Annotated in this window: 40 protein-coding genes and 1 tRNA gene; 3 read left to right on the top strand and 38 right to left on the bottom strand. The window is 71.5% G+C overall.

The features are described from left to right. Nucleotides 1-8 precede the first annotated feature (8 nt). From E9998_RS13200 to E9998_RS13025, 38 genes are all read right to left on the bottom strand, one after another. Nucleotides 9-434 carry a phage tail tube protein gene (locus tag E9998_RS13200; protein ID WP_136530175.1) on the bottom strand — a complete coding sequence of 142 codons (426 nt, stop codon included), beginning with the start codon at nt 432-434 and terminating at the stop codon, nt 9-11. 2 nt (nt 435-436) lie between these two features. Beyond that, the gene (locus E9998_RS13195) at nt 437-775 is read right to left on the bottom strand and encodes a hypothetical protein (protein ID WP_136530174.1); all 339 of its coding nucleotides are present in this window, start codon (nt 773-775) and stop codon (nt 437-439) included. A 23-nt stretch (nt 776-798) separates the two neighbouring features. Beyond that, a complete protein-coding gene (locus E9998_RS13190) occupies nt 799-1,212 on the bottom strand; it encodes a DUF3168 domain-containing protein (protein ID WP_136530173.1) in 414 nt (137 codons plus the stop codon). After that, nucleotides 1,212-1,577 (bottom strand): HK97-gp10 family putative phage morphogenesis protein, encoded by a 366-nt coding sequence (locus E9998_RS13185; protein WP_136530172.1) that lies wholly within the window; start codon nt 1,575-1,577, stop codon nt 1,212-1,214. The genes E9998_RS13190 and E9998_RS13185 overlap by 1 nt, the downstream gene beginning before the upstream one ends. Then, nucleotides 1,577-1,909, bottom strand: a complete 333-nt coding sequence (locus E9998_RS13180) for a phage head completion protein (RefSeq protein ID WP_136530171.1) — start codon at nt 1,907-1,909, stop codon at nt 1,577-1,579. The genes E9998_RS13185 and E9998_RS13180 overlap by 1 nt, the downstream gene beginning before the upstream one ends. Next, the gene (locus E9998_RS13175) at nt 1,906-2,421 is read right to left on the bottom strand and encodes a hypothetical protein (protein ID WP_136530170.1); all 516 of its coding nucleotides are present in this window, start codon (nt 2,419-2,421) and stop codon (nt 1,906-1,908) included. Before E9998_RS13175 ends, E9998_RS13180 begins: the two co-directional genes overlap by 4 nt. A gap of 4 nt (nt 2,422-2,425) precedes the next feature. Further along, nucleotides 2,426-2,869 (bottom strand): hypothetical protein, encoded by a 444-nt coding sequence (locus E9998_RS13170; protein WP_136530169.1) that lies wholly within the window; start codon nt 2,867-2,869, stop codon nt 2,426-2,428. Between the two features lie 11 nt (nt 2,870-2,880). Further along, nucleotides 2,881-4,155, bottom strand: coding sequence for a phage major capsid protein (locus tag E9998_RS13165; RefSeq protein WP_136530168.1), 1,275 nt, complete (start codon nt 4,153-4,155; stop codon nt 2,881-2,883). A gap of 14 nt (nt 4,156-4,169) precedes the next feature. Continuing rightward, a complete protein-coding gene (locus tag E9998_RS13160) occupies nt 4,170-4,910 on the bottom strand; it encodes an HK97 family phage prohead protease (protein ID WP_136530167.1) in 741 nt (246 codons plus the stop codon). Continuing rightward, the gene (locus E9998_RS25875; RefSeq protein ID WP_204745426.1) at nt 4,910-6,850 is read right to left on the bottom strand and encodes a phage portal protein; all 1,941 of its coding nucleotides are present in this window, start codon (nt 6,848-6,850) and stop codon (nt 4,910-4,912) included. The genes E9998_RS13160 and E9998_RS25875 overlap by 1 nt, the downstream gene beginning before the upstream one ends. 2 nt (nt 6,851-6,852) lie before the next feature. Further along, entirely contained in the window at nt 6,853-7,080 is a 228-nt protein-coding gene (locus E9998_RS13150) for a hypothetical protein (RefSeq protein WP_136530166.1), read from the bottom strand. Then, a complete protein-coding gene (locus tag E9998_RS13145; RefSeq protein ID WP_136530165.1) occupies nt 7,080-8,774 on the bottom strand; it encodes a terminase in 1,695 nt (564 codons plus the stop codon). The genes E9998_RS13150 and E9998_RS13145 overlap by 1 nt, the downstream gene beginning before the upstream one ends. Next, a complete protein-coding gene (locus E9998_RS13140) occupies nt 8,731-9,183 on the bottom strand; it encodes a terminase small subunit (protein WP_158299797.1) in 453 nt (150 codons plus the stop codon). Before E9998_RS13140 ends, E9998_RS13145 begins: the two co-directional genes overlap by 44 nt. A 113-nt stretch (nt 9,184-9,296) precedes the next feature. Further along, complete coding sequence (locus tag E9998_RS13130) at nt 9,297-9,575, bottom strand: HNH endonuclease (RefSeq protein WP_136530162.1); 279 nt, start codon at nt 9,573-9,575, stop codon at nt 9,297-9,299. A gap of 265 nt (nt 9,576-9,840) precedes the next feature. Continuing rightward, complete coding sequence (locus E9998_RS13125; protein ID WP_136530161.1) at nt 9,841-10,407, bottom strand: DUF6221 family protein; 567 nt, start codon at nt 10,405-10,407, stop codon at nt 9,841-9,843. Further along, nucleotides 10,404-11,234, bottom strand: a complete 831-nt coding sequence (locus E9998_RS13120) for a hypothetical protein (protein WP_136530160.1) — start codon at nt 11,232-11,234, stop codon at nt 10,404-10,406. The genes E9998_RS13125 and E9998_RS13120 overlap by 4 nt, the downstream gene beginning before the upstream one ends. Before the next feature lie 78 nt (nt 11,235-11,312). Further along, nucleotides 11,313-11,564, bottom strand: coding sequence for a hypothetical protein (locus E9998_RS13115; protein ID WP_136530159.1), 252 nt, complete (start codon nt 11,562-11,564; stop codon nt 11,313-11,315). Continuing rightward, complete coding sequence (locus E9998_RS25870; RefSeq protein WP_204745425.1) at nt 11,561-12,877, bottom strand: NUDIX domain-containing protein; 1,317 nt, start codon at nt 12,875-12,877, stop codon at nt 11,561-11,563. Before E9998_RS25870 ends, E9998_RS13115 begins: the two co-directional genes overlap by 4 nt. A gap of 7 nt (nt 12,878-12,884) precedes the next feature. Then, nucleotides 12,885-13,151 carry a hypothetical protein gene (locus E9998_RS13105; protein WP_136530158.1) on the bottom strand — a complete coding sequence of 89 codons (267 nt, stop codon included), beginning with the start codon at nt 13,149-13,151 and terminating at the stop codon, nt 12,885-12,887. Then, nucleotides 13,148-13,378, bottom strand: coding sequence for a hypothetical protein (locus E9998_RS13100; RefSeq protein ID WP_136530157.1), 231 nt, complete (start codon nt 13,376-13,378; stop codon nt 13,148-13,150). Before E9998_RS13100 ends, E9998_RS13105 begins: the two co-directional genes overlap by 4 nt. Then, nucleotides 13,365-13,538, bottom strand: coding sequence for a hypothetical protein (locus E9998_RS25340; RefSeq protein WP_158299796.1), 174 nt, complete (start codon nt 13,536-13,538; stop codon nt 13,365-13,367). Before E9998_RS25340 ends, E9998_RS13100 begins: the two co-directional genes overlap by 14 nt. After that, nucleotides 13,535-13,813 (bottom strand): hypothetical protein, encoded by a 279-nt coding sequence (locus E9998_RS13095; RefSeq protein ID WP_136530156.1) that lies wholly within the window; start codon nt 13,811-13,813, stop codon nt 13,535-13,537. The genes E9998_RS25340 and E9998_RS13095 overlap by 4 nt, the downstream gene beginning before the upstream one ends. Further along, a complete protein-coding gene (locus tag E9998_RS13090) occupies nt 13,810-14,601 on the bottom strand; it encodes an ATP-binding protein (RefSeq protein ID WP_136530155.1) in 792 nt (263 codons plus the stop codon). Before E9998_RS13090 ends, E9998_RS13095 begins: the two co-directional genes overlap by 4 nt. Nucleotides 14,602-14,606: 5 nt before the next feature. Continuing rightward, complete coding sequence (locus E9998_RS13085) at nt 14,607-15,620, bottom strand: helix-turn-helix domain-containing protein (RefSeq protein WP_136530154.1); 1,014 nt, start codon at nt 15,618-15,620, stop codon at nt 14,607-14,609. Then, nucleotides 15,617-16,060 carry a WhiB family transcriptional regulator gene (locus E9998_RS13080; RefSeq protein ID WP_240037602.1) on the bottom strand — a complete coding sequence of 148 codons (444 nt, stop codon included), beginning with the start codon at nt 16,058-16,060 and terminating at the stop codon, nt 15,617-15,619. The genes E9998_RS13085 and E9998_RS13080 overlap by 4 nt, the downstream gene beginning before the upstream one ends. Then, nucleotides 16,053-16,382, bottom strand: coding sequence for a hypothetical protein (locus E9998_RS13075; protein WP_136530152.1), 330 nt, complete (start codon nt 16,380-16,382; stop codon nt 16,053-16,055). Before E9998_RS13075 ends, E9998_RS13080 begins: the two co-directional genes overlap by 8 nt. Next, entirely contained in the window at nt 16,379-16,834 is a 456-nt protein-coding gene (locus E9998_RS13070; protein ID WP_136530151.1) for a hypothetical protein, read from the bottom strand. The genes E9998_RS13075 and E9998_RS13070 overlap by 4 nt, the downstream gene beginning before the upstream one ends. Continuing rightward, nucleotides 16,831-17,595 (bottom strand): hypothetical protein, encoded by a 765-nt coding sequence (locus E9998_RS13065; RefSeq protein ID WP_136530150.1) that lies wholly within the window; start codon nt 17,593-17,595, stop codon nt 16,831-16,833. Before E9998_RS13065 ends, E9998_RS13070 begins: the two co-directional genes overlap by 4 nt. A 2-nt stretch (nt 17,596-17,597) precedes the next feature. Next, the gene (locus tag E9998_RS13060; protein WP_136530149.1) at nt 17,598-17,867 is read right to left on the bottom strand and encodes a hypothetical protein; all 270 of its coding nucleotides are present in this window, start codon (nt 17,865-17,867) and stop codon (nt 17,598-17,600) included. 60 nt (nt 17,868-17,927) lie between these two features. Then, nucleotides 17,928-18,122, bottom strand: a complete 195-nt coding sequence (locus E9998_RS13055) for a hypothetical protein (protein ID WP_136530148.1) — start codon at nt 18,120-18,122, stop codon at nt 17,928-17,930. Continuing rightward, complete coding sequence (locus E9998_RS25335) at nt 18,122-18,415, bottom strand: hypothetical protein (RefSeq protein ID WP_158299795.1); 294 nt, start codon at nt 18,413-18,415, stop codon at nt 18,122-18,124. Before E9998_RS25335 ends, E9998_RS13055 begins: the two co-directional genes overlap by 1 nt. Further along, on the bottom strand, nt 18,412-18,534 hold the full coding sequence (locus E9998_RS26755; protein WP_275669510.1) for a hypothetical protein: 123 nt from the start codon (nt 18,532-18,534) through the stop codon (nt 18,412-18,414). The genes E9998_RS25335 and E9998_RS26755 overlap by 4 nt, the downstream gene beginning before the upstream one ends. Further along, nucleotides 18,531-18,827 carry a hypothetical protein gene (locus tag E9998_RS13050; RefSeq protein WP_136530147.1) on the bottom strand — a complete coding sequence of 99 codons (297 nt, stop codon included), beginning with the start codon at nt 18,825-18,827 and terminating at the stop codon, nt 18,531-18,533. Before E9998_RS13050 ends, E9998_RS26755 begins: the two co-directional genes overlap by 4 nt. Beyond that, a complete protein-coding gene (locus E9998_RS13045) occupies nt 18,824-19,111 on the bottom strand; it encodes a hypothetical protein (RefSeq protein ID WP_136530146.1) in 288 nt (95 codons plus the stop codon). Before E9998_RS13045 ends, E9998_RS13050 begins: the two co-directional genes overlap by 4 nt. Then, nucleotides 19,111-19,554: a hypothetical protein gene (locus E9998_RS13040; protein WP_136530145.1), complete on the bottom strand. Its 444-nt coding sequence runs from the start codon at nt 19,552-19,554 to the stop codon at nt 19,111-19,113. Before E9998_RS13040 ends, E9998_RS13045 begins: the two co-directional genes overlap by 1 nt. 80 nt (nt 19,555-19,634) lie before the next feature. Further along, a tRNA-Met gene (locus E9998_RS13035) sits at nt 19,635-19,708 on the bottom strand. Nucleotides 19,709-19,790: 82 nt separating this feature from the next. Next, nucleotides 19,791-20,039, bottom strand: coding sequence for a MerR family transcriptional regulator (locus E9998_RS13030; RefSeq protein WP_136530144.1), 249 nt, complete (start codon nt 20,037-20,039; stop codon nt 19,791-19,793). After that, nucleotides 20,026-20,343, bottom strand: coding sequence for a hypothetical protein (locus tag E9998_RS13025; protein ID WP_136530143.1), 318 nt, complete (start codon nt 20,341-20,343; stop codon nt 20,026-20,028). The genes E9998_RS13030 and E9998_RS13025 overlap by 14 nt, the downstream gene beginning before the upstream one ends. Before the next feature lie 231 nt (nt 20,344-20,574). Between E9998_RS13025 and E9998_RS13020 the strand changes: the two genes are divergently transcribed. From E9998_RS13020 to E9998_RS25330, 3 genes are all read left to right on the top strand, one after another. Beyond that, nucleotides 20,575-21,042, top strand: a complete 468-nt coding sequence (locus E9998_RS13020; RefSeq protein ID WP_136530142.1) for a phosphoenolpyruvate carboxylase — start codon at nt 20,575-20,577, stop codon at nt 21,040-21,042. 170 nt (nt 21,043-21,212) lie between these two features. Continuing rightward, complete coding sequence (locus tag E9998_RS13015; RefSeq protein ID WP_136530141.1) at nt 21,213-21,701, top strand: hypothetical protein; 489 nt, start codon at nt 21,213-21,215, stop codon at nt 21,699-21,701. A gap of 85 nt (nt 21,702-21,786) precedes the next feature. Further along, the coding region (locus E9998_RS25330) for a tyrosine-type recombinase/integrase (RefSeq protein ID WP_204745424.1) at nt 21,787-22,631 on the top strand (845 nt) is incomplete at its 3' end.

The raw sequence follows: 22,631 nt of genomic DNA, 5'->3' as shown, positions 1-22,631 counted from the left end.
TCGGGGGTTTAGGTGATGACCGGCTTGCCGGAGGTCTTGATGGTGATCTCCTGCTCCAGGATGTTGTCGTGCGGCGCCGCGACCCCGAGCTTGGTGATCATGGCCGAAACGGTCCAGGTCTCCTCGTCGACGTCACCGGGCAGGAACACCAGCCGGTACTTGCGGAAGTCCTTCTCCTCGAAGTCCGAGCGCAGTGCCACCTGCGTCGCCTCGCCCGGGTCGTAGTTGAGGGTGCAGTCCGCCTCGCCGCCGTCCATGAGGCCCTTGATGAACTGCCGGTGCTGGTCGGGGCTGCCGTGGTTGGTGACCTCAAGGGCCTCCCTGGTGCGCTCGGGCGCGTTGATGTCGGTGAGGTTGGCGATGGTCTCGAAGACCCCCGCGGTCACCTCCCGCTGGAACAGCGTGCCGAATGCGTCTCTACCGCCGCCGGACATGGTCAGCCCTCCAGTCGCACGACGCCGACCACGAGGTCGGTAGCGTCGTCATAGGTGATGGCCGCGCGCTCGGCCGAGCCGCGGAAGAGTCGAACGAGGGGGAACATCCCCATGTCGCCCGCGGCGACGGTGAGCGTGCCGTCGTCCACGGCGAGGCCTTGGACGGTGCGGGGGTTGGCGATCGTCGCCGTGGCCGGCGCGGCGCCGACGTTGGAGACGACCAGGACGTAGCCGGGCCCGACCTCGGCGGTGTCGCCGAGGTCGTCGGCGGGGACGAGCGCGCCGACGAGGTCGGCCAGCGGCGCCGCCACGGTCGCAGCGGTGGTTACGAGTGCGGCCATCGGCCGACCTCCTTTGTAGATGGTTAGTCGTGCTGTTTGGTCTGGATCGTGAAGGGCACCACGACGTGTCGTGCGAACGGCTCGCGCGGGTCTCTCATGCGGGTGATGGTGCCGGCGCGGACGGACACGACGGCGTGGCCTGCCACGGTGAGCGCCTGGTGGTCAAGCAGCTGCACGATCCGGCTCGTGATGCGGTTGGCCTCTTGGTAGCCGGGCTGGGTCGACCAGACGTGCATGGTGACCACGGTGAGGCGACCGAACCGATCGTGGGCGTTGTCGGGTGCCTCGGCCGATTCGCCGATGGTCACGTGCGGGTATGGCGTGTTCTTGTCGGCGTCGTCGACGATCGTGGTCACGAGGTCGGTCAGTGCGGCGTCGCCGGCCAGGCGCTCGTATACCGCCACCTGGATCGGCTCGGCCGGGGAGGAGGCGATCATCAGTCCAGCCCCAGGGCTTTGCGGACCTCGTCGGAGACGCGGTTGCGGAAGCGGGCCCGTTCCAAGGCGGCGGCGGGCCGCAGGAACGGTTGCTTCTCCATCGACTTCGTGCCGTACTCGATGAAGCGGCCGTAGAACTCGTCGACGTAGACCTGGGCGCCGAGGCCGTCGCGGTCCATGCGGTAGCGGATGGAGCGGCGCAGGTCGCCCGAGCGGACCGGGGCCCGCTTGCGGGCGTCGGCCTTGAGCTGCTTCGCGGCGGCGCGGACGGCGACGGTGAGGCCGACGAGCATGTCGTCGGGCAGCTCCTTGAGCTTGCGCTTGAGCAGGTGGGTGTTGGCGACCTTGACGGTGTAGCGGGGCATCAGGGGTCACCTCGTGTCTGAATCAACTCGCAGTCGGCCCGCAGGTACTGGGCGACCGAGGGGCGGATGAGCGCGGTCACGCGCCACGTGGCGGTGCCGTCGACGAGGACGTCGCCGACGCGGACGTCGGCGCCGGCGGCGGCGTAGATGAACTGGGTCAGGTCGGCTTCGGCGCGGTCGGCGTAGAGCCGCTCGGAGGCCGAGGGCTGGGAGGTGCGGCACGCGAGCGGGGCGAGGTCGGCCCAGGTGCGGATCGACCCGCCGGCGCCGTCGTCGACGGTGACGCCCCGCTGGTGGTTGAGGGTGCGGTTGAGGAGGTGGTCGATGCTCATGCGGCGAACCGCCGGTACCGGTTGAGGATCGTCTTGCCCATGGACCCGAAGACCCGCTCGACGGTCGCGTACGTCGCGGACCAGTCGCCGATGGACTCCTGGACCTTGCCGGCGACCGACGCGGCCGCGGCCGAGGCGACCGCGACGGTGTAGGACTTGACCTCGTCGGGCACGGTCTCGTACCCGTGCGTGTAGGAGACGGTGAGCCGCCGGAACCCCCGCGGCCAGCCGACGGCCCGCTCGACCATGCCGGCCTCGGACCAGTCGAAGTCGGTGACGGCCACGGCGTCGACGGCGATGGCGGCGACGTCGACGAGCAGCAGCGTCGGGAGCATGAGGAGCGTGCCCCCGGGGGCGTCGATGCGGGCGTCGACGATGATCTCGCGGCTGATCGACCACTCGACGTAGGTGCGGATGACGCCCGAGGCTGCGTTCAGCAGGTGCTCGGCGTTGCCCGGCACCGGCGCCGAGGTGTACTTCGACCAGTCGTCAACGCCCGCAAGCGACGCCATGGCGCTACCGGCCCTTGTTCGGGGCGGTGCGCGCCTTGTTCGCCGGGGCCGGCTTCGCCTTCGCCTCGGGCTCGGGCTCGGCCGGCTCGCCGCTGGCGCCGTCGCCGTTGTCGTCGGTGAGGGCGTCGAGGGCTTCGCGCAGCTGCGCGGCCTCGGCGGTCGCGGCGGCGAGTTCGTCCTCGAGTTCGGCGACGCGCGCGGTCTGGTCGACCGGTGCGGGGGCGGGCGGCGGGGGCGGGGGCGGCGTGTAGGGCGTGGCGCCCAGGGCCTTGGCCTTCGCCTCGTTCAGCAGCATGACGGTCTCGTGACCGTGCATGGTCACGTTGTAGCGCTTGAGGTTGCCCACTCGGGTGCTCCTTTCGATGCGGGCGTCGACGGGCGTGACGTCGCTGGGGTCGCCGCAGGCGTGGCGGGCGTCGCCGCACACCCCGCAGCGCGGCGACGTCACGCCCAGACGACTCACAGCTCGGTCAGGTCGATGGAGACGAACGCGGCGGGCCGGATGACGCCGAAGGCGAGGCGCTGCTCGCCGAGGACGGCGACCATGTTGCGAATGAAGAAGTCCGCGTGGCTGTCGCTGACGGTGATGGAGGCCTGTTCGCGGTCCCAGACGACGGCGCGGCGCCAGTCGCCGACGAGGCCGGTGCCGGCGGCGATGGCCTCGGACTCGATGACGGGCAGGCCGTGCAGGGTCGGGACCGATCCGGCGACGGCCTCGTTGGCGGGGTTCTTCGCGAGCCGGTTGAGGTGGATGGTCTCCCAGTCGGCGGGGTTGAGCATGTAGGCGTTCGCCGTCGCCCGGCCCACGGTCTTGACCTTGGTCTTGGCCTTGAACGTGGTCTCCAGGAGCGGGTCGAGGTCGGTGACGGTCGCCGAGTACGCCTGCGTCTGGATGCCGACGGTTTCGAGGATGCCGGTGAGGTTCTCGCCGGTGCCGTCGCCGTTGAGCATCTGGTCGTCTTCGAGTTCGGCGAGGTTGCCGCGCAGCTCGTCGTCGATGAGGCCGCGGATCTGCGAGGCGTCGGAGAGGGACCGCTTGGTCGCGGGAATCCACTCGGCGAGGGTGCGGACGTTCTCGGTCACGACCTCCAGGGCGAAGCCGCCCTCGGGCTTGACGCCGGAGGTGCCGGCGGTCGCGGTGGCCTCAGCGACCGGGGCCGCGGCGTTGACCCGGGAGGTCTGGCGCACGAACTCCACGGTGTCGGACCCGGTGGTCCGCGCCGAGACGAGGTTGCGCACGGTCAGCGGGGCGCGGCCCAACAGGTCGATGATGTTCGTCCGGTCGGGGGTGACCAGGGCACCGGCCGAGGTGTCCGACAGTCCGGTGACGAGGGTCTTGAACCCGACCGGCGCGGACTGCACGCGCATCTTCTCGCCGAAGCGACCGTTCGGCGCCGCGGCGACCATGGCCTTGAACGCGTCGGACTCGACGAAGTGCGCGCCGAGGGACTTGGTCGGGGTGATGAGGCCCGAGGCGTCGGCCTGGCCGGACTTGGTGCCGGGCTCGAAACCGATGTCGTCGCCGAACTCCTTGAGCGCGTCGGCGACCGCGGCGTTGTCCTTCGCCTTGGCGATCTCCTCCTTGATGGGCGCCGCGGCCTTGAGGATGGCCGCGACCTGGTCGCGCTCGTCGTCGGTGAAGTCGCGGCCCTCGGCCTCGGCCTTCGCGGCGATGTCGCGCGCGGGGGTGAGCGTCGCCTTGAGACGCTCCTGGAGCTCCTTGAGCTTGTTCATGGTGTGGCCCCTCCTTACGGGGTGTCGTACAGGTCGGTGTCGATCGACAGCACGAGTGAGGCGGGGCTGCGGCGGGCGGGCTCCTGCGACTTGCCCTGGTGGGCCTCGTCGTTGGCCGGTCCGTCGGCTCGCGTGGCCGGGTCGGTGTCGGTGGTGTCCTCGGTCTTGGCGCACTTGGCGCCGAGGCCGCAGGTCTGGTCGTGCAGCGCCTGGATGGTCGCCGCGTCGTCGGCGCCGTCGGGCCGGGTGGCCTTGGCGCGGTGGTCGAGGGCCGCCTTGGCGGCGAGGAGGTCGGTCTGCGGGTTGGCGGGGATGAGCGTCGGGCCGACCTCGTACAGGCCCAGCTCGCGCAGCTCGTAGTAGGACTCGTGCTCGGTGTCGACCCACGCGCCGGACTTGACCTCGTACGCGAAGGAGAACTTGCGGATGCGCCGGCCCTTGAGCAGGCGCCAGACCTTCACGGCGGCGGGGTCGTCCATGTCGAGCTGCGCCTTGATCCACAGGCCCTCGTCGATCTCCTTGGCGTCGACGACTTCGCCGATGTGGGCGTCGAGGTTGTTGTGCTGGTGCGACCAGATGAACGGCAGCGGGTCACCGCTCGCCTTCCATTCGGCGAGGGTGGCGGCGAACGCGCCGGGGATGATCTTGTCGCCGACGTCGTCGATGTTGTAGGCGGCGACGATCGCTTCGACCTCGCCTTCGGGCGCGCCGTCGCCCGCGGCTTTGATCTGCGCGGGCAGGGATTTGATGTGCATCAGGCGGGTCCTATCTCCATGTCGCAGGTGCACCCGGCGCGCTCGGCGGGCGGCAGTAGGGAGTCGCCCGGCCAGCGGGCGCCGTTCGAGAAGAGGTCGCCGACGGCGACGGTCTCGCCGTCGAGGGCCGCGTGCGAGGGCCGGGTGTCGTCGCCGGTGCGGTTCTTCCAGGTCTTGTTCATCGGCTTGCCGGTCTGCGCGGCCGCCTCCTTGGCGGCGAACCCCGACAGGGCGGTGATCTCGGCGGTCGCCTCGGCCTCGGCGCGGTGCTCGACGAAGGAGTCGAACAGGGCCTTGACGACGGCGGCGGTCGCCTCGGCGGCGAGCGCGACGGTGAGCTGGGCGAGGGTGCCGGCGTTGATGCGGGAGGCGACGCCGGCGGCGTGGGAGGCGAGCCAGGCCTCGGTCAGGCCCGGGTTGTAGGTGTCCTCGGCGAGGCCGAGGCCGGCCATGGTGGCACGCCCTGCGGCGGTGGCGATCTCAAGCGCGGACTCCAGGAGGGCAGCGGCGAGTTCGGTGTTCCAGCGGTCGACGTCGAACAGGTCGGCGGCGTCGACGGCGACGGAGGTAGCGGCGCCGACCGCGGAGGTCAGGACGCGGCCCTGCCGGTCGAAGAACCCGGCAAGGAGCGCGGTCAGGCCCGGGGTCGCCTCCTCGGCGCGGGCCTTGACGCGGGCGAGGCGGGCCTTGCGGCCGGGCAGCGGCCGCGTCTTCGGCGCCGGTGCGCTGTCGAGGGGGGAGGCCTGGCCGCCGACGGTGACGTTCATGGGGACGATGAGGTCGTCGCCGCCGTCGATCTCGGGGAGGTTGCGGCGGGCGCGCTGCTCGTTGACGGTCATCCACGGGGCGCCGACCGCCGCGCTCGCCGCCGACGCCTGCTCCTCGAAGGACCCGGACAGCTTCTCGTCGAGGTTGAACTCGCAGTAGATGTCGGGGTCGGTGTCCAGGTCCGGGAGGAGCTGCAGTTCGATGTCTTCCTTGAGGAACTTGAGCCAGGGCCCGAGGGTGTCCTGGTACAGGTTCTGGTGCTGCTCTTTGATGTTGGAGAACGTGGCGTGTTCGAGGATGCCGACCATGGGCGGGGGGATGTAGTACGCGGCGGCGACCTCCTCGCGGGTGAGCTTGCGCGCCGAGATGTACTCGGCGTCCTTGGGGGAGACGGCGGCGGCGACGTACTTCATGCCGTCTTCGAGGACGGGGGTGCCGCCGGTCTCGGGGCCGGTCCCGGTGTACTGGGCGCGCCACCCGGCCCGGAAGCGGTTGCGGGCGACGTCGGACCAGTCGGGGGCGTCCTTGGGGCGCTCGATGTACCCGGAGGTGCGGGCGCCGTTGCGCCACAGCTGTTCGCGGTAGGTGTTGGCCGCGTGCTCCTCGGCGAGGATGCGCCGCAGCGTCTCCAAGGGCGACGTGCCGACCCGGGGGTCGGTGGGGTGGTAGCCGAAGGAGTGCACGACCTGGTCGGCGGGGACGTCCTTGAACCCTCGGGTGCCGGTGATGCGGTAGGCCTCGGCCTGGAGCCAGTTGTCGCCGATCGGTTCGACCTGGGAGGCGGGGATGCGGATGAGGCCGGCCGTGCCTCCGGCGGCGCCGCGGACCTTGACCAGGACGCACGAGTCGTAGATGCCCAGGTCGGACATCCACCCGTAGATGAGGCGGTAGCGGGTGATCTTCGAGCCGGGCTGGGGGTTGGCGAGCAGGGCGGCGAGCGGGTGGTCGGTGAGGCGTTCGCGGTCGGTGTCGGAGACGCGCCGGAAGACGTTGATGCCGAGCTGGGCGATGTTGCGGGCGAGGAACCCGACGACGGTGCGGACGTTCGGCTGGGTGCGCCAGATTTCGTCATAGTGGGCGTAGAGGCCGTCGGCGAGCTGGAGCGTGTACGGGGCGGGGGCCTGGGCGCGGTCGAGGCTGGTGAGCGCCCCGGAGGACACGACGAACGCCATGGTCAGCCCTCGTCCGTGCCGGTGAGGACCTGAATGAACTCGACGCGGTCGACTTCGATGACGGTCTCGCCGTCGACGGCGACGGGGCCGGCGCCCGGCTCGTGCATGACGACGTCCCGCAGCACCAGCAGGCGGCCGCGGCGCGCCCACAGGATGGCGCGAAAGGCCCGCCCGGAGGCGAGGTTGACGACGACGCGGCGGCGCACGAGGGTGCGCAGGTAGGCGAACATCAGACGGTCACCAGCTCTCTGCTCTCGTAGGCGGATTCGGTCGGGGGCTCCCAGCCCTTGAGGCCGTGCAGGGCACCGATGACGGCGATGAGCGGCGCCGCGTCGTTCGGTGAGTTGCGGCGGTCGATCACCCAGTAGTCGGCGATCGGCTTCGCGACGGCGGTCGCCGCGGCGTTGTCGAGGACGGGCTGGGGCCGGTGCCACACGCCCGGCGCCGGCTCGGCCTCCTCGTCGACGTCGTCCTCGCCGGCCTCGCGGACGGCGGCGCAGACGCGGTCGTAAAAGTCGCCGGTCGCCCCGCCCAGGGCCGGGCCCTTCCATTCGGTGACGGTGACGCCGGCGGCGAGGAGGTCGGGGATCAACCCGATGACGGGGGCGCCGGCGGACTGCACGACCACGGGCGCCTCCCGGATCGCCTGGTCGCGGTCCGGTGCGGTCAGCCAGCGCGGCACCCAATCGGTGCCGGTGCGGCTCGCGATGATCTCGACGTGCGGGGCGGCGTCCTCGCGCCAGGCGGCGAGGGCGACGTAGGCGCGGGTGCGGTCCCAAGAGACGTCGACGCACAGCGACACCGGGGAGTCCTCGGCCGGTGCGGAGTCGGCGTCGGTGCCGGCTTCCCAGGCGCCGGCGGGGAACGGTCCGTCGTTGGAGCCGGAGTTCCACTGGCACAGGACCTCGGTGCGGAAGATCCACTCGGGGTCGATCTTCGCGTCGGAGGCGATGGTCCGCTCGGTGATGGTGTGCCCGAGCGCGGGGTTGGCCTGGGCCCAGCCGGTGCGGTCGGTGACCGGGCAGCCGGGGACCGCGGACCATTCGAAGATGCCCAGGCCGTCGTCGGCGTCGAACTCGTCCTCGAAGTCCTCGCCGTCGACGAACTCGATGCCGTCGAGGTCCTCGTCGTCGGTGCCCTCGTCGTCGTCGAAGTCGTCGAGGTCGTCGCCGTCGAGTTCGACGATTTCGCCGTCGGCCTCGCAGATGCCGTCGGGGTCGCCGAGGGCACGGTGGGCGATCATGCGCAGGTAGCGCAGGACGATCGAGGTGGCGTCGCCGGCGTTGGAAGCGGCGATGATCTGCGCGCGAACCATCGCGTTCGTGGTCTTGGTGACGGCGGCCCAGGCGTCCCAGGACTGGTGCTCGCGCAGCTCGTCGAGGAGGACGAGTTCGCCGGAGAGGCCGCGGCCGCCCTTGCGGTTGGCGGTGCGGACCTTGTACCGCTCCCCCGTGGTGAGCTTGAGCGTCTTCTTGCCGTTGACCTTGAGGACCTGGGCGATCTCGGCGGCCAGCTCGGGGTCGGACTGCGCCAGCTCGACGGCGCCTTCCCAGACCTCCTCGGCGGTGTCGAGGTCCTGGGCGGTGCCGATGACGAGCCGGCACCGGTCGACGTACATCCGCCACAGCGTCAGCACCTGGAGGAGCGTGGACTTCCCGTTCTGCCGCGCGACCAGGAGGATGATCTTGCGGAAGCGGAAGTTGCCGTCGGGGCGCAGCTCCAGGGCGTGGATGAGGAACCATTGCTGCCAGGGCATGAGGGTGACGCCGATCGCCTCGGCGAACTCGATGACCTCGTACCCGAGCGTGGTCTCGGGCGTCAGCTCGCGCAGGGGCGCGGTCCAGATGCGGGGGATCTCGCAGCCCCACAGCGGCGGTCGCTTACGGCGTTTCGCGCTTCTCGCGAATCTTCTGGAGGCGGCCACGCTTGCCCTCCTTGATGTCCAACGCCTTCCGGTCGTGCGGCGAGCCGCCGAGGGCCTTGAGCGTGTTCTGGAGGTTCGGGGCGAGCATGTACACGGCCTTGGTGATCTCGGCCTGGTTCGCGGTGTGCGTGACCTCGCCGCACGATCCGCACTTGACGCCGTGCTCCAGGGCGAGGGAGGCGTCGATCTGGTCGGCGTACGTGCGGGCGGTGGCGACCAGGCCCGCATCGGCCAGGGTCAGCCACGTCATCTGGTCGATCGCGGCGTCGACGCGCTCACGCATCGAGGGGACCGGCTCGGCCGGCGCCGCTGCGGCCGACCGGGCGGCGGTGCGGCAGGCCGCCGAACAGAACCGGTGCGCCGCCGTGCGGGCCTTGAACGCGGTGCCGCAGTGCTCGCAGGGGCGCATCGCGGTCCTCCGTCCTGGCCCGAACACCCCCCCGGGGGCCCCGGGGAGAGAAGGCCCATACCCCGGCGCGGTTGGCCGTCCCCCTAGCTGTAGGGATCGCGACGCCCCTACCCCTACCAGCGGCGCGAGGGCGTACCCAAACCCGATCCTGTACCGGCTTCACCAGCGGAGTTGCATGAGAGGTGTGCCGCGTCCAGGTTGGCGGGGTCCTCGCGAAGCTCGGGGAAGTCCTTCCAGGACTTGATGTGCTGCACCGAGAAGGACTGGCGGTGGGGGTGGGCGAGTGCGTAGTCGATCGGTTGGCGGCAGATGCAGCAGGGCCGGTGCTGCCTGCGTAGCTCGGCCGACAGCGCGCGGAACCGCCGCGTCGATCGGCCTGCCGTGGCGGCCATGGTCGACCACCCCCGTACACGACGAAAGCCAGCGCGGGTGGGCGCTGGCCGGATGGTTCGTAGTGGGCCCTGCACACCACATGCGGGGCCCGGTTCCGAGGTGCCACAGTCGATCAGGACGTTGCTCGGGGTGTCTCGGGCGGCGTAACTCCGTTGGCCGAGACGCCACAGGCCCGCCGAACCGAGGGTTCACGCGAGCCTATGAAGTAGATGCTTGCATGCTGGTGGGGCGCGTGTCAAGGCGGGGTGGTCCTGTTGTGGTCGATCATGCGTCCTCGGTCCTGGCGGTCGACGTGGAGACGTGCCCGCAGAGGGTGCACTGCTGGGCGTAGGCCCTGGCGCGATAGGAGTGGTGCAGGAAGAACGAGTCGGTCTGGCTGCCGGTGGTGTCGACCTCGATGGTCTCGCGGTGGGTGCACCATGCGGTGTCCCAGTGCGGGTCGTCCTCCCATATGGCGGCCAGCGCGAGGAGGGTGTCGCAGTAGCCGTGGCCGACGGTGACGCCGTCCCAGTCGTGGCAGGTGACGCACCCGAGGTCCTCGGTGCCGCTCCCGTAGTCGACGACGTGGTCGGTGAGGGAGTGGGCGGCGAGGATGGCGCGGAGGGCGGCGGCCTGGAGGAGGACGCGGCGTGGGTCGTGGCGGGCGATGTGGCGTTCGGCCACGGTGTCGGCGACGAGGGCCCGGTGCGCTGAGCGGACCTGTCGGGCTCGGGCGGCCCAGATGCCGTCTCCGATGGCTTGGGATGCTTCGCGGGCGGTGGCCTCGTCCTGGTCGATGCGGGCGTCGACGAAGGCTTTCAGGGCGTCGGTGCGGTTGAGCTGGTCGGTCATGCTGCCAGTTCCTTCTCGGGGTACATGGTGGCGGCGACGTCGCGGGCGTCGGCGAGGCGGTAGAGCGCGGTGCCGTTGGGGAGGCGGCCGCGTTGTTCGAGGTGGCCGCGGGTGGCCCAGGAGCCGATGGTGCCCTTGGGGATGCGGCGGCGGTGGACGCGGGAGAGGATCGGGGCGAGTTCGGCGGCGGTGAAGAGCCTGTCGGCGGCCCAGTCGAGGAGCATGTCGCGGATCGCGGCCACGGACCAGGGGGCGCCGCAGCCGCGGCACCGGACCTCGCGGGCGCCGACGGGGGCGCGCAGCTGCCCGTCGCAGCCGGGGGTGCCGCACAGGCCGAGGTCGGTCATGGCGGGCCGGTGCCCGCACGTGTGGGCGAGCTTGCGGGCGGTGGCGGTGATCGCGGTGTAGACGTCGCCGGCGTTCGGGTGGCCGGCGATCCAGCGGAGGTTCGCGGCGAGGTAGCGGGCGGCGGCGGCGGCCTCGGCGTCCGGGCCGGCCTTGACGGCGACGCGGGCGAGGAGGACGTGCCCGCCGTTGTCGCGGCGGGTGTTGGCGACCCATGTGGCGAGGCCGACCATGGCGGCGTGGATCTCGGTGCGGACCTCGGCGGCGCCGGCGTTGTACGGAAGCGGGACCGCGTCGCCGCCTCCGGCGTGGTGGGCGGGGCCGCGGTCGCCGCGGCGGTCGAGGCGCTGCACGGTCACCTCAAGGTCGACGGCGGTCGCGGCGATGAACGCGAGGTTCCCCTTGGCGATGCCGATGTCGCGCCCGCACAGGTACGTCGTGCCGTTGAGGGGCTCGCGGCAGATCAGGCATTCGGTCCGCATGTGCGCTCCTGGTGGTGTTGTGGGTGTCCTGGTGGTGTGGCGGCGCTGGTGGTCGGCCAGCGCCGCCGGGTCGGGCGCTCAGCTCATGTCGGCGAGGCGCGTGAACGGGTTGGGGTCGAGCACGGTGGGGCCGGCGGCGAACCGGTAGGCCCGGGGCGGGGCGGTGCGCTTCGCGTCGTCGCGGAGGCGCTCGGCGGCCTGCTTGGCGGCGCCGGGGCCCGCACCGCGGAGCGCCTGGGCGATACGCCAGGCCTGGCACTCCATGCACGCCTTCGGGTCGTGGAACTCCCCGGCCTCGTGGAGGCGCGAGGCCTCGGCGCGGGCGCTCACCTGAGACCGCCGCGGCGGTGGAGGTCGCGGAGCATGGCCGCGCGGCCGGCGGCGAAGGCCTCGTCGACCGATCCGGCGTGGGCGACCGGGTCGACGTTGATCACGATCCCGCCGGTCGCGACCTCATCGGCGCTGGCGGTGGCGAACTCGCGCTCGCCGAGGGCTTCGAGCGCGGCCATCACGATCACGCGGTGGTCGAACGCGACCGGGAGCACGCCAGCGCGGATGACGTCGCGGGTGGGCACCCAGAGGGCCTCGGCGGCGTCGTCGCCGGCGCGGAGGGCGAGACGGATGCCGTCGGTCGGTGCGCTGGAGCGGGTGGTGTAGGCGACGGAGACGACGCGGCCCCTCGGGTCGCGGCCGGGCGCGTCGAACACCTTCGGGACTTGGATGAGCTTCGCGGGGTTGAGGCCGATGCCGATCTCTTCGCCGGCTTCGCGGACGGCCGCGGCGAGGCTGGTCTCGTCGGGTTCGACGTGCCCGCCGGGCAGGGCGAGGTGCCCGGCGTACACGCCAGGGCCGCGGCGGACCATTGCCACGTGGTCGCCCCAGATCCACACGAGGTCGGCCGTGTACGCGACGGCAGGCCGGGCCTTGGCGGTGGCGGTGGCGACGGTGGCTGCGGTCTGTGCGAGCGCTTCGGGGGCGAGGCGGCTCTGGTAGCGGGTGTGCGCGGGCAGGGGCGTGACGTGGAACAGGACCTCGTCGAGCATGAGGGCGAGGTCGTCAACGGTCGAGGAGGGCGGGGCCTTGCACGGCTTGTGGGGGCGCTCGGTGCCGTCGTCGCCGAGGAGAATCTCGTCGGCGATGTCGGTGGCGGCGATCCGGCCGTGGCAGCCCGCGTCGTGGCGGGCGGCCTCCTCGCGGCCGACCGTAGCCGCGGCGACGAACGCGGCGCGCTCGATCGGGCCCCACACCGCGGCCACGACAGCGGCGGCAGCGTTGGGGTAGTCGGTGTCGAGGATCAGCGCGCGAGACTCGGGCAGCGCCTTCCGCAGCGCCTCGGCGGCGGTGCGCTCGACGAGAGCGCGGAGGTCGGTGTCGGCGTAGAACACGAGATCGCCGTCGGCCCCGGGCGCGGTGGCGGCGTCGACGTCGAGGAGCGCTTCGAGGGCGTCGCAGACGACGTGGAGGTCCTCGGCGCGGAGTTCGGCGACGCGGTCGCCGTCGGCCTTGCGCCCGCCGAGCTTCCCGGTCGGATCGCCGTAGACGGCGAGGTAGTCGGCCACGCGCGCCCACGCGGCGGGCAGTCGCTCGTCGACGGCGTGGGCGGCCGCGACGAGCGGCGGCACGGTCGGGGTCTGGTCGTTCATGGTGCTCCTATCGGCGCCGAAGCGCGTTGCGTTGCGTGGTGGCGACGGCCCGGGAACGGGCCGCCATGGCGGTGTTGGAGGCGTGGTCGCGGGGTGCACGGTGGCGGCGGACGGGCGGGCCGTGCACGACCTGGCGGGGCCCGCCGGCCTCGTCCACGGTGTCGGCCAGCGCGCGGTTGAGGGCGGCGAGCGCCTCGGCCAGGCCCTCGCCGAGGGCGTCGAAGGCGCTGCGCCAGGCGGCGGCGAACCGCGCGAAGTCGTCGGTGGCGGTCACTGGGGGCCGTCCGTGGCCCGCTCTGCGCGAAGGCGGGACGGCAGGTGTCCGATGTGGAAGAGGTCGCAGTGCTCGCACCGGTAGACGGCGAGCTGGGAGGCAGACTCGCCGGTGCGCTGGTTCGTGGCGCGGCGGTTCTGCCGCGCTCCTTTGCGGGTGAGGTAGGCACGCTTTCCGGTTGCCTCGCACGTGTTGGCGTGCCGGTACTCGTTGTTAGGGCCGGTCATGAGGTGTCCTCCGCTTCGTTTCGAGGGCCGCGTTCTGGTCGGTGTTGGGTGTGGTGCCGGTGCCGCCGCAGGCGCCGCACGGGACGGTGTGCCCGCCGTAGTGGGCCACGTAGGCCTCGCCGGTGCCCTCGCACCGCTCGCACGTGTCGGTGTCGGTCATGACGGGTCGATTCCTTCGAGGTCGTCGAGGAGGGCGGTGTCGGTGTCGTACAGGTGCGAGATCGCGATCGCGGCGAGGGAGAGCAGGACGTCGCGGGTGGTGTTCGGGGCGAGGGTGAGGACGGTGCGGATGCCGATGACGCGCTCGGGCGCGTCGAGGTCGCCGATGCCGGCCCGGTCGAGCTTCGCGCGCAGTTCGCTCAGCGCGGTGGTCATCGCGGCGTGCTGTTGGTCGAGCTGGGACTGGATGTGCGCGGGGATGCCGTAGGTGCTCATGCGGCACCGACCGTGAGGTCGAGCGCGGCGAGGCCGAGGCCTTCGAGGGTCGGCGGGCGGCGCCGGTCGGGGCCTTCGAGGACGATGCTCAGGCAGCGCTGGCGCAGCCGCGAGGTCATGCGGTCGCCGATCGCGGCCTTGAGGTCGGCGGTTTCGAGGTTGGTGGTCATGAGGACCGGGAGGTGGCGGCGGTAGCGTTCGTCGAGCACGTCGTGCGTGACCTCCTCAATCCACTCGGTGTGCTTGTTCACGCCGACGTCGTCGAGCAGCAGGAGCGGTGTGGTCTGGAGCCGGTAGCGGGCGAGGGCGGGGTTTTCGGCCGAGGGCCGCATGGCCGCGTACATCGCGGGCGCGGTGGTCGCGATCCACTCCCCGACGGGCCGCTGGCCGGTCACCACGGCCCGACCGATCGCGTACATGAGGTGGGTCTTGCCGGTGCCGGTGAGGCCGGAGATCCGCAGCCACGGGACGACGTCGCCGCCGCGGTTCCAGACGGCGACGACGGCGAGGGCCTCGCGGGGGACGTCGGCGAAGTCGGCGAGGCTCGCGGTGGCGAACTCGTCGTCGACGAGGGCTTCCCAGCGGTTGCGGGCGATCTGGCGGCGCCGGGTGAGGTTGTTGTGGGCGGCGTCGGGGTCGGCGGCGTCGGTCATGCCGTGCTCGCGGTCGAGGTTGGTGCGGCCGATCAGCTCGGACCGGCACGGCCCGCAGTGCGCGATCGGCTGGTCGGGGTGCTCGGGGCAGCGCGCCTGCTCGCGGCGGGCCGGTAGGGCGATGTTCGCGGTCATGGGTGTCACAGCTCCTCGTAGTAGCCGGCGGTGTCGGTCGGGTCGGTGTAGGCGGCGGCGCGGGCCGGTGATCGGGAGCGGTCGCCTTCGATGGCGATGCGCAGCGTGTTCGCCGTGACCGACCGGCGGTGGTCGGGGTCGGCGAGGCGGTCGAGGGCGGCGCCGATCTGCTCGTCGGTGTAGTCGCCGGAGCGGACCGCGGTGCGCACAACGCCGGCGACGGCCAGGAACGGCGAGAGCTTGACGACGTCGGTGTAGCGGCGGGCGAGCGCGTTGACCCGCTGGCCCTCACTCGGCGCCGACGACGTCGACGACTTCGGCTTCGTGGCGCGCTTGCGCTTCGGCTTCGGCTTGGTCGGCGGGGTCTGGGCGTCGACGTCGAGACCCGGAAGCGCCGGCGCCGCGGCGGCGGCGTCAGCCGTCGACGGTGGGGTCTGTTGGTCGAGGTGGGGATCTTGGGTAGAACCAACCCCCGTAGGGGGGTGGTTATTGTGGCCAACGGCTGGCCTAGGGGGGTCCAACGGCTGGCCTAGGGGTGAGCCAACGGCTGGCCTACCCTCGGCCAACGGCTGGCCTAGGTCATCTTCTGGCCTACCCTCGGCCAACGGCTGGACCAGGCCAACGGCTGGCCGGGGTGCCGGTTGCGGGCGGGTCGGGTTCGCGGGGCGCTGCGGCTTCTCGCGTTCGACGTGCTCGCCGGCCGCGAGCCGGTAGCCGGTGCGCTCGCCGCGCCCGAGCGCGTCCGCAGTCGCCGGGCGGTCGCGCTTGATCCAGCCGGTGCGCTCCAGGCGGTTCAGGCACGCCTTCACGGTCGACCGGCCCAGGCCCGTCCACTCGGTCAGGTCCGTGTGCGAGGGCGTGCGGCCCTCGGGCACGAACCAGAACTGGCCGTCGCCGTACAGCTCGGCGAGATCGATGAGGTACATCATGATCAGCCGGTCCGAGGGCAGCATCCCGGAGGCCTTGACCTGCTCGGTCAGATAGAACTTCTTCAACTGCTGGTCGTCGGTGTCGCTCAATGGGTCGCCTCCTTCGCGGCAGCGCGGCGGGCGCGGCGCAGGTCGGCGCCGCGGGCGTGGTACCGGTCCCGGTCGCACACCCGGCACCCGACCGAGAACGACCCCGACCCCGAGCGGAGTCGCGCGGTCGACTCGGTCAGCTCGTGCCCGGCGGCGCAGTGCGTCAAGCCGGTCGCGGCCAGGCGGCGCCCGAGGTGCGTCGTGCCGCCCCACACGCCGGTCGAGCCGGTTTCCACGGCCATGCGCCAGCACGCCTCGGTCACCGGGCACGTCGCGCAGACCGCCAGCGCCACGGCCTGGACCGCGGCGGCGTCGGAGAAGAACAGCGCCGTGTCGACGTCGAGGCAGGCGGCGTCGTCGAGCCATGGCGGGGCCGCGGGCAGGTCGCAGCCGATCGCGACCGCGCCCACCCGGGCCGATGTAGTTGGCAGGTCAGACACTCGCACCCCCTTGCGAGGTCCGGTCGCGGACGTGGGGTCGGTGGCCGCACACCAGGCACACGATGAGCGGTTCGCGGCCGGCGCGTTTGACCTCGCGCCAGGCATGGCCGGCCTTGGTGCACGAGGGCAGTTTGACGGAGTCGCCGCACTCGGGGCAGGCCTGCTCGGTGGCGCCGTGGTGGATGATGCGCCAGGGCTCCTCGGGGTACGCCTCGACGCTGAACGTGAAGCGCACCTGCGTGTCGCACAGGCCGCATATGACGGTGATGCGCAGGCCTTCCCCGACCTCGGGGTAGCTGATGCGCTCGGCGATGTCGCTCATGCCCGCCTCCCGGCGGTCGCGAGCGGGTTCGGGCGGCGGTCGACGACGGCTCGGATGCCGGCGTTGTCAACGTAGAACGGCGTGACGTGGCTGGCGAGTGTGACCGCGCCCCGCGCCGCCCCGGTCCAGGCGAGGACCGGGACGGTGAGCGGGTTCTGAGAGCGCCACAGGCGAAGGCCCCGGGCGCGTGCCTCGTTCGGGTGGGCGACGATCGCGCGGTGGCAGCCCGCGTTGTAGCCGCACAGCAGGATCAGGTTGGAGGGCAGCACGATCCGCGGATCAGTCGCGGGAGTGCCGCGCGGGGCCGAGGGGATGCGCCGCCCGATCGCCCAGGTCTGGTACAGGTCGCCGTCGACCCGGTCGCCGCAGCCGACGCAGCGGGAATCGTCCCTGTCGCGGATCGCGTACGCCAGCGCCGCGGGAACGCGACGCGTCGGCTTCGGGGCGCTCACAGCAGGTCCCCCGTCGTCGCCACGGTGACGGTCGCCTTCGGGTCGCACGAGCGCCGGGAGGCGGTGCCCCCGTTCGTGTCGGCGATGACCGTGGTGTTGTGGGTGCCGCACTCGCCCTGGCACTCCGGGCACGCCTTGGCCTGGTCGTAGAGCTTGATGACGTGGACGATGGCGTGGCAGGCCCACAGGTACCACCAGTCCCAGCGCGTGAAATCCCACTCCCACGTGTCGGCGAAGCGCGCAACCGAGCCGGCGACGCCGCCGACGGGGAACTCGAAGCGTTCCAGGGCGGCCCGTGCCTCGGCCTCGTCGGCGACGGTCTCGTCGTCGAGGACGCCGCGGGCCAAGCGCGTCAGCGCCTCGCCCGCGCGGTCGAGCGGGATCTCGCCGTCGACGAGGCGCTCGCTGAACTCCTCCAGGACCACGCGGCGGAAGGCGTCCTCGTCGTAATGGCGGGCCCGGTCGCGGCCGTCGGTGATCTTCTCGGCCCAGTACTGCGGGTTGATCGACCCGCCGTCGCCGCGGAAGAACGCGAACATGTCCTCGGTGCGGGCGAACGTCCAGGTGTCGCCGTCGCCGCGGAAGACCAGCGCGCCGGGCACGGTCGTGATTTCGACCCAGTAGCCCGAGGAGCCGGGCCGGGCGAACCGGAGGTGTCGGAAGGGCCCGTCGTCGTGGATGATCGTCAGCTCGTGCTGCGCGGTCTCCCGCGCGAACCGGGTACGGGAATCGTGGATCTGCTCGCTGTCGGTGTGCACCATGGCTACTCGCCGCCCATCTCGTCGCGGGACTGGTAGCAGCCGTCGCAGACGCCGGAGCGCCACTCGTCGCAGTCGAAGGGGGCGCCGCAGACGCAGTCGCCGTGGTCGGGGCAGGCGCCGCCGCGGCACAGGTCGCCAGGTGACCAGGTCGGCGCGTCCTTCTCCTCGGTGTCGGTGTCGTCGTGGGGGATGGTGACGTCGAGGTCGGCCTCGTCGGTGTTGAGCGGGGCGTCCCAGGCGGCGTCAGCCTCGGTGTACTTGGTCTTCGTCATGCTGTGCTCCAAAGGGAAGGGGCGGGGCGCGGCACCAGCCAGGGCGCGCCCCGCCGGGTGTCAGGTCTGGGCGCCGGCCGCCAGCGCGGCCAGCTCACGGGCGGGGACTGCGGGAAGGCGTGGCACGTGCCGCGGGCGGCGGTGTCGCGGGGCCGGGCGCGGGACGGCGGTGGCGCGGATGATCGCGGCCACGACGGCGAGGGGCCCGGCGGCGGTGAGCACGGCCGCGAGGATGACGGCGAGTACGGGGTCCATCAGGCGGTCCTCCGGTGCACTCGGGTCCGGGCGGCCAGGTCGTCGTCCAGGCCCGCGGGGAACCGCGAGGACTCGACGCGGGCGAGGGCGATGTACTGGGCGGTGTCGTGCGCGGTGACCTCGCGCAGCCGCACCCTCGTCGCCTGCCATGCGGCCGCGACCGCGCCGAGGGCGACGGCCAGGACCACGACGGCGAGCGCGAGCGCGGCCGCGTCGGCGAAGACGGCCAGGACCACGACGGCCCCGACTTCGCCGGTGCGGAGGGCGGTGTTGATGCGGGTCTGGGAGGTCATGACCAGCGCCTCCCGTCGAGGTCGGTCGGCGTGTCCGAGGAGGCGCCGGCGGTGAGGCCGAGGATCAGGCCGAGGGCCACGGAGGCGACGGCGAGTGCGAGGCCGAGGGCGGCGATCATCGTCGACCTCCCCCGGTCTCGGGGTGGATGCCGTACTCGCGGTCGGCGGTGAGGGCGACCCACTCGCCGGCGAGCGGCTCCGGCTCGTCCTCGTCGTCGCCGACGATGTGGGCGGCGGCGCCGCGCAGCTCCTGGGCGGCGGTGATGATCTCGTCCAGGAGGCGGACGAGGCGGGCCGCGCCGGCGGGCGTGTCGATGTCGGCGACGCGGCGGCGGACGGTCAGGCCGCCGCCGTAGATCACCTCGGCCAGGGCGGTCGGGGTCTGGGTGGCCTCCTCGGGCATGGTCGTCACAGGACCACCCCCGGGGCGCCGTCTCCGGTGACGACGGCGTCAGCGCGGACCGTGCGCGACAGCAGGCCGTGCGGGTGGGCCATCACGGTCAGCATCGGCGTGCCCGAGGCCGGCTCGGTCCACATCGTGATGATCCGGACCGTGTCGACCCCGGCCCCGTCGGGCCTGCGGACGTCGACGATCTCGCCGGCGAAGTGGGCGGCGGTCTGGTGGTCGGCCTCGGCGCGGAGCGCGGCCCAGCGGGCGCGCTGCGCGCGGTGGTTCGGGTTGCGGTGGTTGAACATCAGAGCGCACCGCCCTGCTCGGCGATGGCCTCGGCCAGCGCCGCCGCGGCATCGTCGATCTCGTCAAGGTCGACGGTGGTCTCTGCCCGGTAGTAGACGGCGTCGCTGAACTTCCGCTCGACGTAGTAGTAGGCGCGGGGCACGGAGGCCAGGTCGGTGCGCTGGATCTCGGCGCCGCCGAGGGCCCGCCCGATCGCGGCGAGCTGGTCGAGGCGCTCGATCGTGGAGCCGTCGAGGCCGCGCGTGATCGACATGGTGACGTAGCCCGAGGTGTAGCGGCCGGTGAGGCCGGACATGGGGCCGTGGTCGGCGAGGAAGTCGGCGAGGTCTTGGAGGCCGTCGACGAGGGCGGCGTGGGTCGCGCGGACCTCGCGGTCCTCCTCCGCGGCAAGGGTGGTGGCGTAGTCGACCTCGGAGTCGGTAGGCTGATCGGTACTGATCATGAGGACTTTCCTTTCAAGGGTCTTGGTCCTCGAGATCCGCCCCGGCCGGTGCAATCGGCTGGGGCTTTTCTCGTCTGTCGTAGCGGCGGGAGGATTTGAACCTCCGACCTCCCGGGTATGAGCCGGGCGAGCTGCCGTGCTGCTCTACGCCGCGTCGAGGAGAGCGGGCCCGCCCCCCGTTCCCCCGGGCGGGCCCTGACCTGATCGGCGACTCCTCAAGCGCCGACCAGGACGTTTCAGCCGACGGCGCGAAGGCCTCGGCGAGCGGTGGCGGTGGGCTGCCAGACCTGGACCTCGTTCGCTTCGACGATCGCCCGGAGGTGATCGGGGCTCCACCGCAGTTGGTTGGCAACCTTGGTGTGCGGGACCTCGCGGGCGGCGGCGGCCTTCTCCAGCCAGGAGACCGAAACGCCGAGCCATGCCGCCGCCTCGTGCTTGTCGGAGAGGCCGGCCGGATACGTCGTCAGGGATTCAGCGCGGTTCATAGGTCAGCTCCTCCCACGGGGTCGCGGCTGCGGTTTCGGCTTCGGGGCGGGTGGTGACCCCTCGGGTCGGCTGCTGCCTGCGTTCGGGTCGCTCACGGCCGTCCTTCGCGAATTGGTTCAGCGCCTCGGCGGGGACCAGAGTCACCCCGTGCCACTTGAACTTGGGGATGTCGCCGTCGGCGATCACCCGATCGACTTCGCGGCGCGAAGTCGTGGCGATCTGGGCGAAGTCCTCGATGTGGTACATCAGGACCTCGGTCGTCTGACCCGGCGGACAGAAGAGAACCTTCGCTGTCTGATGCATAGGACAGACCTTACGCCTCGTCCGAAGCATCGGACCATACATTGTCGATGTGACGCTAGTCACATTGACTGCGTCCTACCATGTCCGAGGGTTTGGACATACCATCAAGGTATGCGTCTCACGACAATCGCCCCTAGTGCGCATCGTCCGCAGCTTCAGACCAGGTCCGCACCGTCGAACCGTGGCTCATCTTGGCGGCGGCGACAGCGCGCCAAGTCGTATCCTGGTCCTATGGTTCGGACAGGCCCTGATCTGGCGGCGTTCTCACGGTGGGTGCGGCTCGTCCTCAAGACCATGAAGTCTCAGCACGGCTGGGGCATCACACGAGTCGCCACCGAGTCGGGCGTTGCCCGGTCGACGATCACGTTGTGGCGCGATGCCGACTGGTCAAAAGGGCCGCCGACACGGTCATCCGTCGAGCGGTTCTGCAAGAACCTCAAGCTCAAGCCCGAGGCGCCGTTCGCGTTCATGGGCTGGGTTCTGGCCCCTCGTGAAACGACAGCCGCCGCCGGCGCCGCGGCCGTCACCGAAGAATCCGAGTTGGTCCGACGCATTCGCCTGATGGAACTCGCCCTCGATCAGCCCCGCATCACACCGGAGCGGCGGCGCGATCTTGAGCGCACCCTGAACCAACTTCACGGGCTGCTCGACGTCACCTGGGACACCGAACTCGAGGACGAACTTCGTCGCGAAGCCTGACACCGATCGGGTGATAGGACGTTTGCCCCCGGTTGCGCTCCACGTAGACGATTGTCGATACCCGATCGGGTGATATCCACATCACACCACAAGGGGTAACGTCACCGTCACCCGTATCACGGGACCCGGCATCCGCTCTGTCCACTCCCGACCCGTAGGGAGCCCTCCAGATGTCTATACCGACCGATCCCAAATCGTCACTTCGGCACTTCTGGGCTGGTTTTGTGCCCGCCGCCGCTGCCATTCTCCTTCTCCTCGTACAGTCCTTGCGGCCCTTCGTCCCTCACGAGCAGCAGGGCATCCTACTCACCCTCACCGGGTGGCTCGTCTGCGTCACCCTTGCCGTGTGGACCTGGTGCGTAGTCCAGGACACCGCTGGGCGATTCGAGCGCCGGAACGAAACCGCCGACACCCGTCAACAACTGCTGCTACAGCAGATCGCCGACAACCACCAGGAAAGCCAGCGCGAGTTGAAGCGGCAGTCCGCGGCCATTCAGGCGCTCCACGGTCGTCTGGAGGCCATCGAACGTCGCCTCGGAAGGATGGAGAAGCACGACACCGAAACCGACGAGGACATCGAGCACCTCCGCAGCATGGTGCTCCGCGAGAATCTCGCGGACTTCGGCGAACGGCGCCTCGGCCCGCGGCCTCTCAGTTAGCCGCACACGATCTCGGCGGCCCGCGGGTGGTGGGGACCAACCCGCGGGCCGCCGTTTACCCCCTGGTCCCATGTGAGGAGGAGCCGTGTGGGTCGAACCCCATGGCGCTAAGTGGAGAATCCGCGACACCGTGGCGGGCAAGAAGGTCACCGTGGAGTCGGGGTTCCCGACGAAGACCGTAGCCAAGCAGCGCAAGCAGCGCCTGGAGATTGAGAAGATCGACCTCGGACCGGTCAAGGCCGGCGCCGACCGCACGAACTTCGGCGAGTGGGCGGCCGCCTGGTGGAAAGGCCATGCAAGGACGTTCGGGTCCGAGCAGACCCGGAAGACCGAGACCAGCAGGTTCAAGCGGCACGTCGTCGACCGGCTCGGGCACCTCGCATTCCGCGAGGTCGAGCACGCCGTCATCAGGGCGTGGCTCGACGACCTCGCCGACCCCGAGGACGGGGATTACGACCCGCTCGCGCCGAAGTCCATCCTCAACGTGCACGGCTACCTGTACATGTGCCTCGCCACCGCCGTCAAAGAGCGGGTGATCAGGTCGAACCCGTGCGGGGAGTCGGAGCTGCCGAAGTGGGAGCCGTCGCCGCCGCGGTTCCTGACCGAGCAGGAACTCGCCGAGGTGATCGGGGCGCTGCCGCCGAAGTGGCGCCCGCTCGCCGCGTTCATCGCGGGCACGGGCTGCCGCGCCGGCGAGGCCCTCGGGCTGCGGCAGCGGCGCGTCGACCTCCTCGCCGGCCGCGTCCGGTTCGAAGCGCAGATGCGGGTGGTCGCCGGCGCGTACGTCGACGTGCCGCTGAAGACGAAGGCCTCGCGGCGAACGGTCGGGGTCGGGCCGTCGCTGACGCGGATGCTGCTCGCCGAAATCTCCCCCGACGAGGACGCGTTCATGTTCCGCAACGAGGCGGGGAAGCCGATCCCCTACTCGAC

Origin of the sequence: Glycomyces paridis (assembly GCF_004912155.1) — a bacterium.
GTDB classification, from domain to species: Bacteria; Actinomycetota; Actinomycetes; order Mycobacteriales; family Micromonosporaceae; genus Glycomyces; species Glycomyces paridis.
The sequence above is the reverse complement of the archived record's forward strand: the minus strand, read 5'-3'. Positions and strand labels throughout refer to the sequence as shown.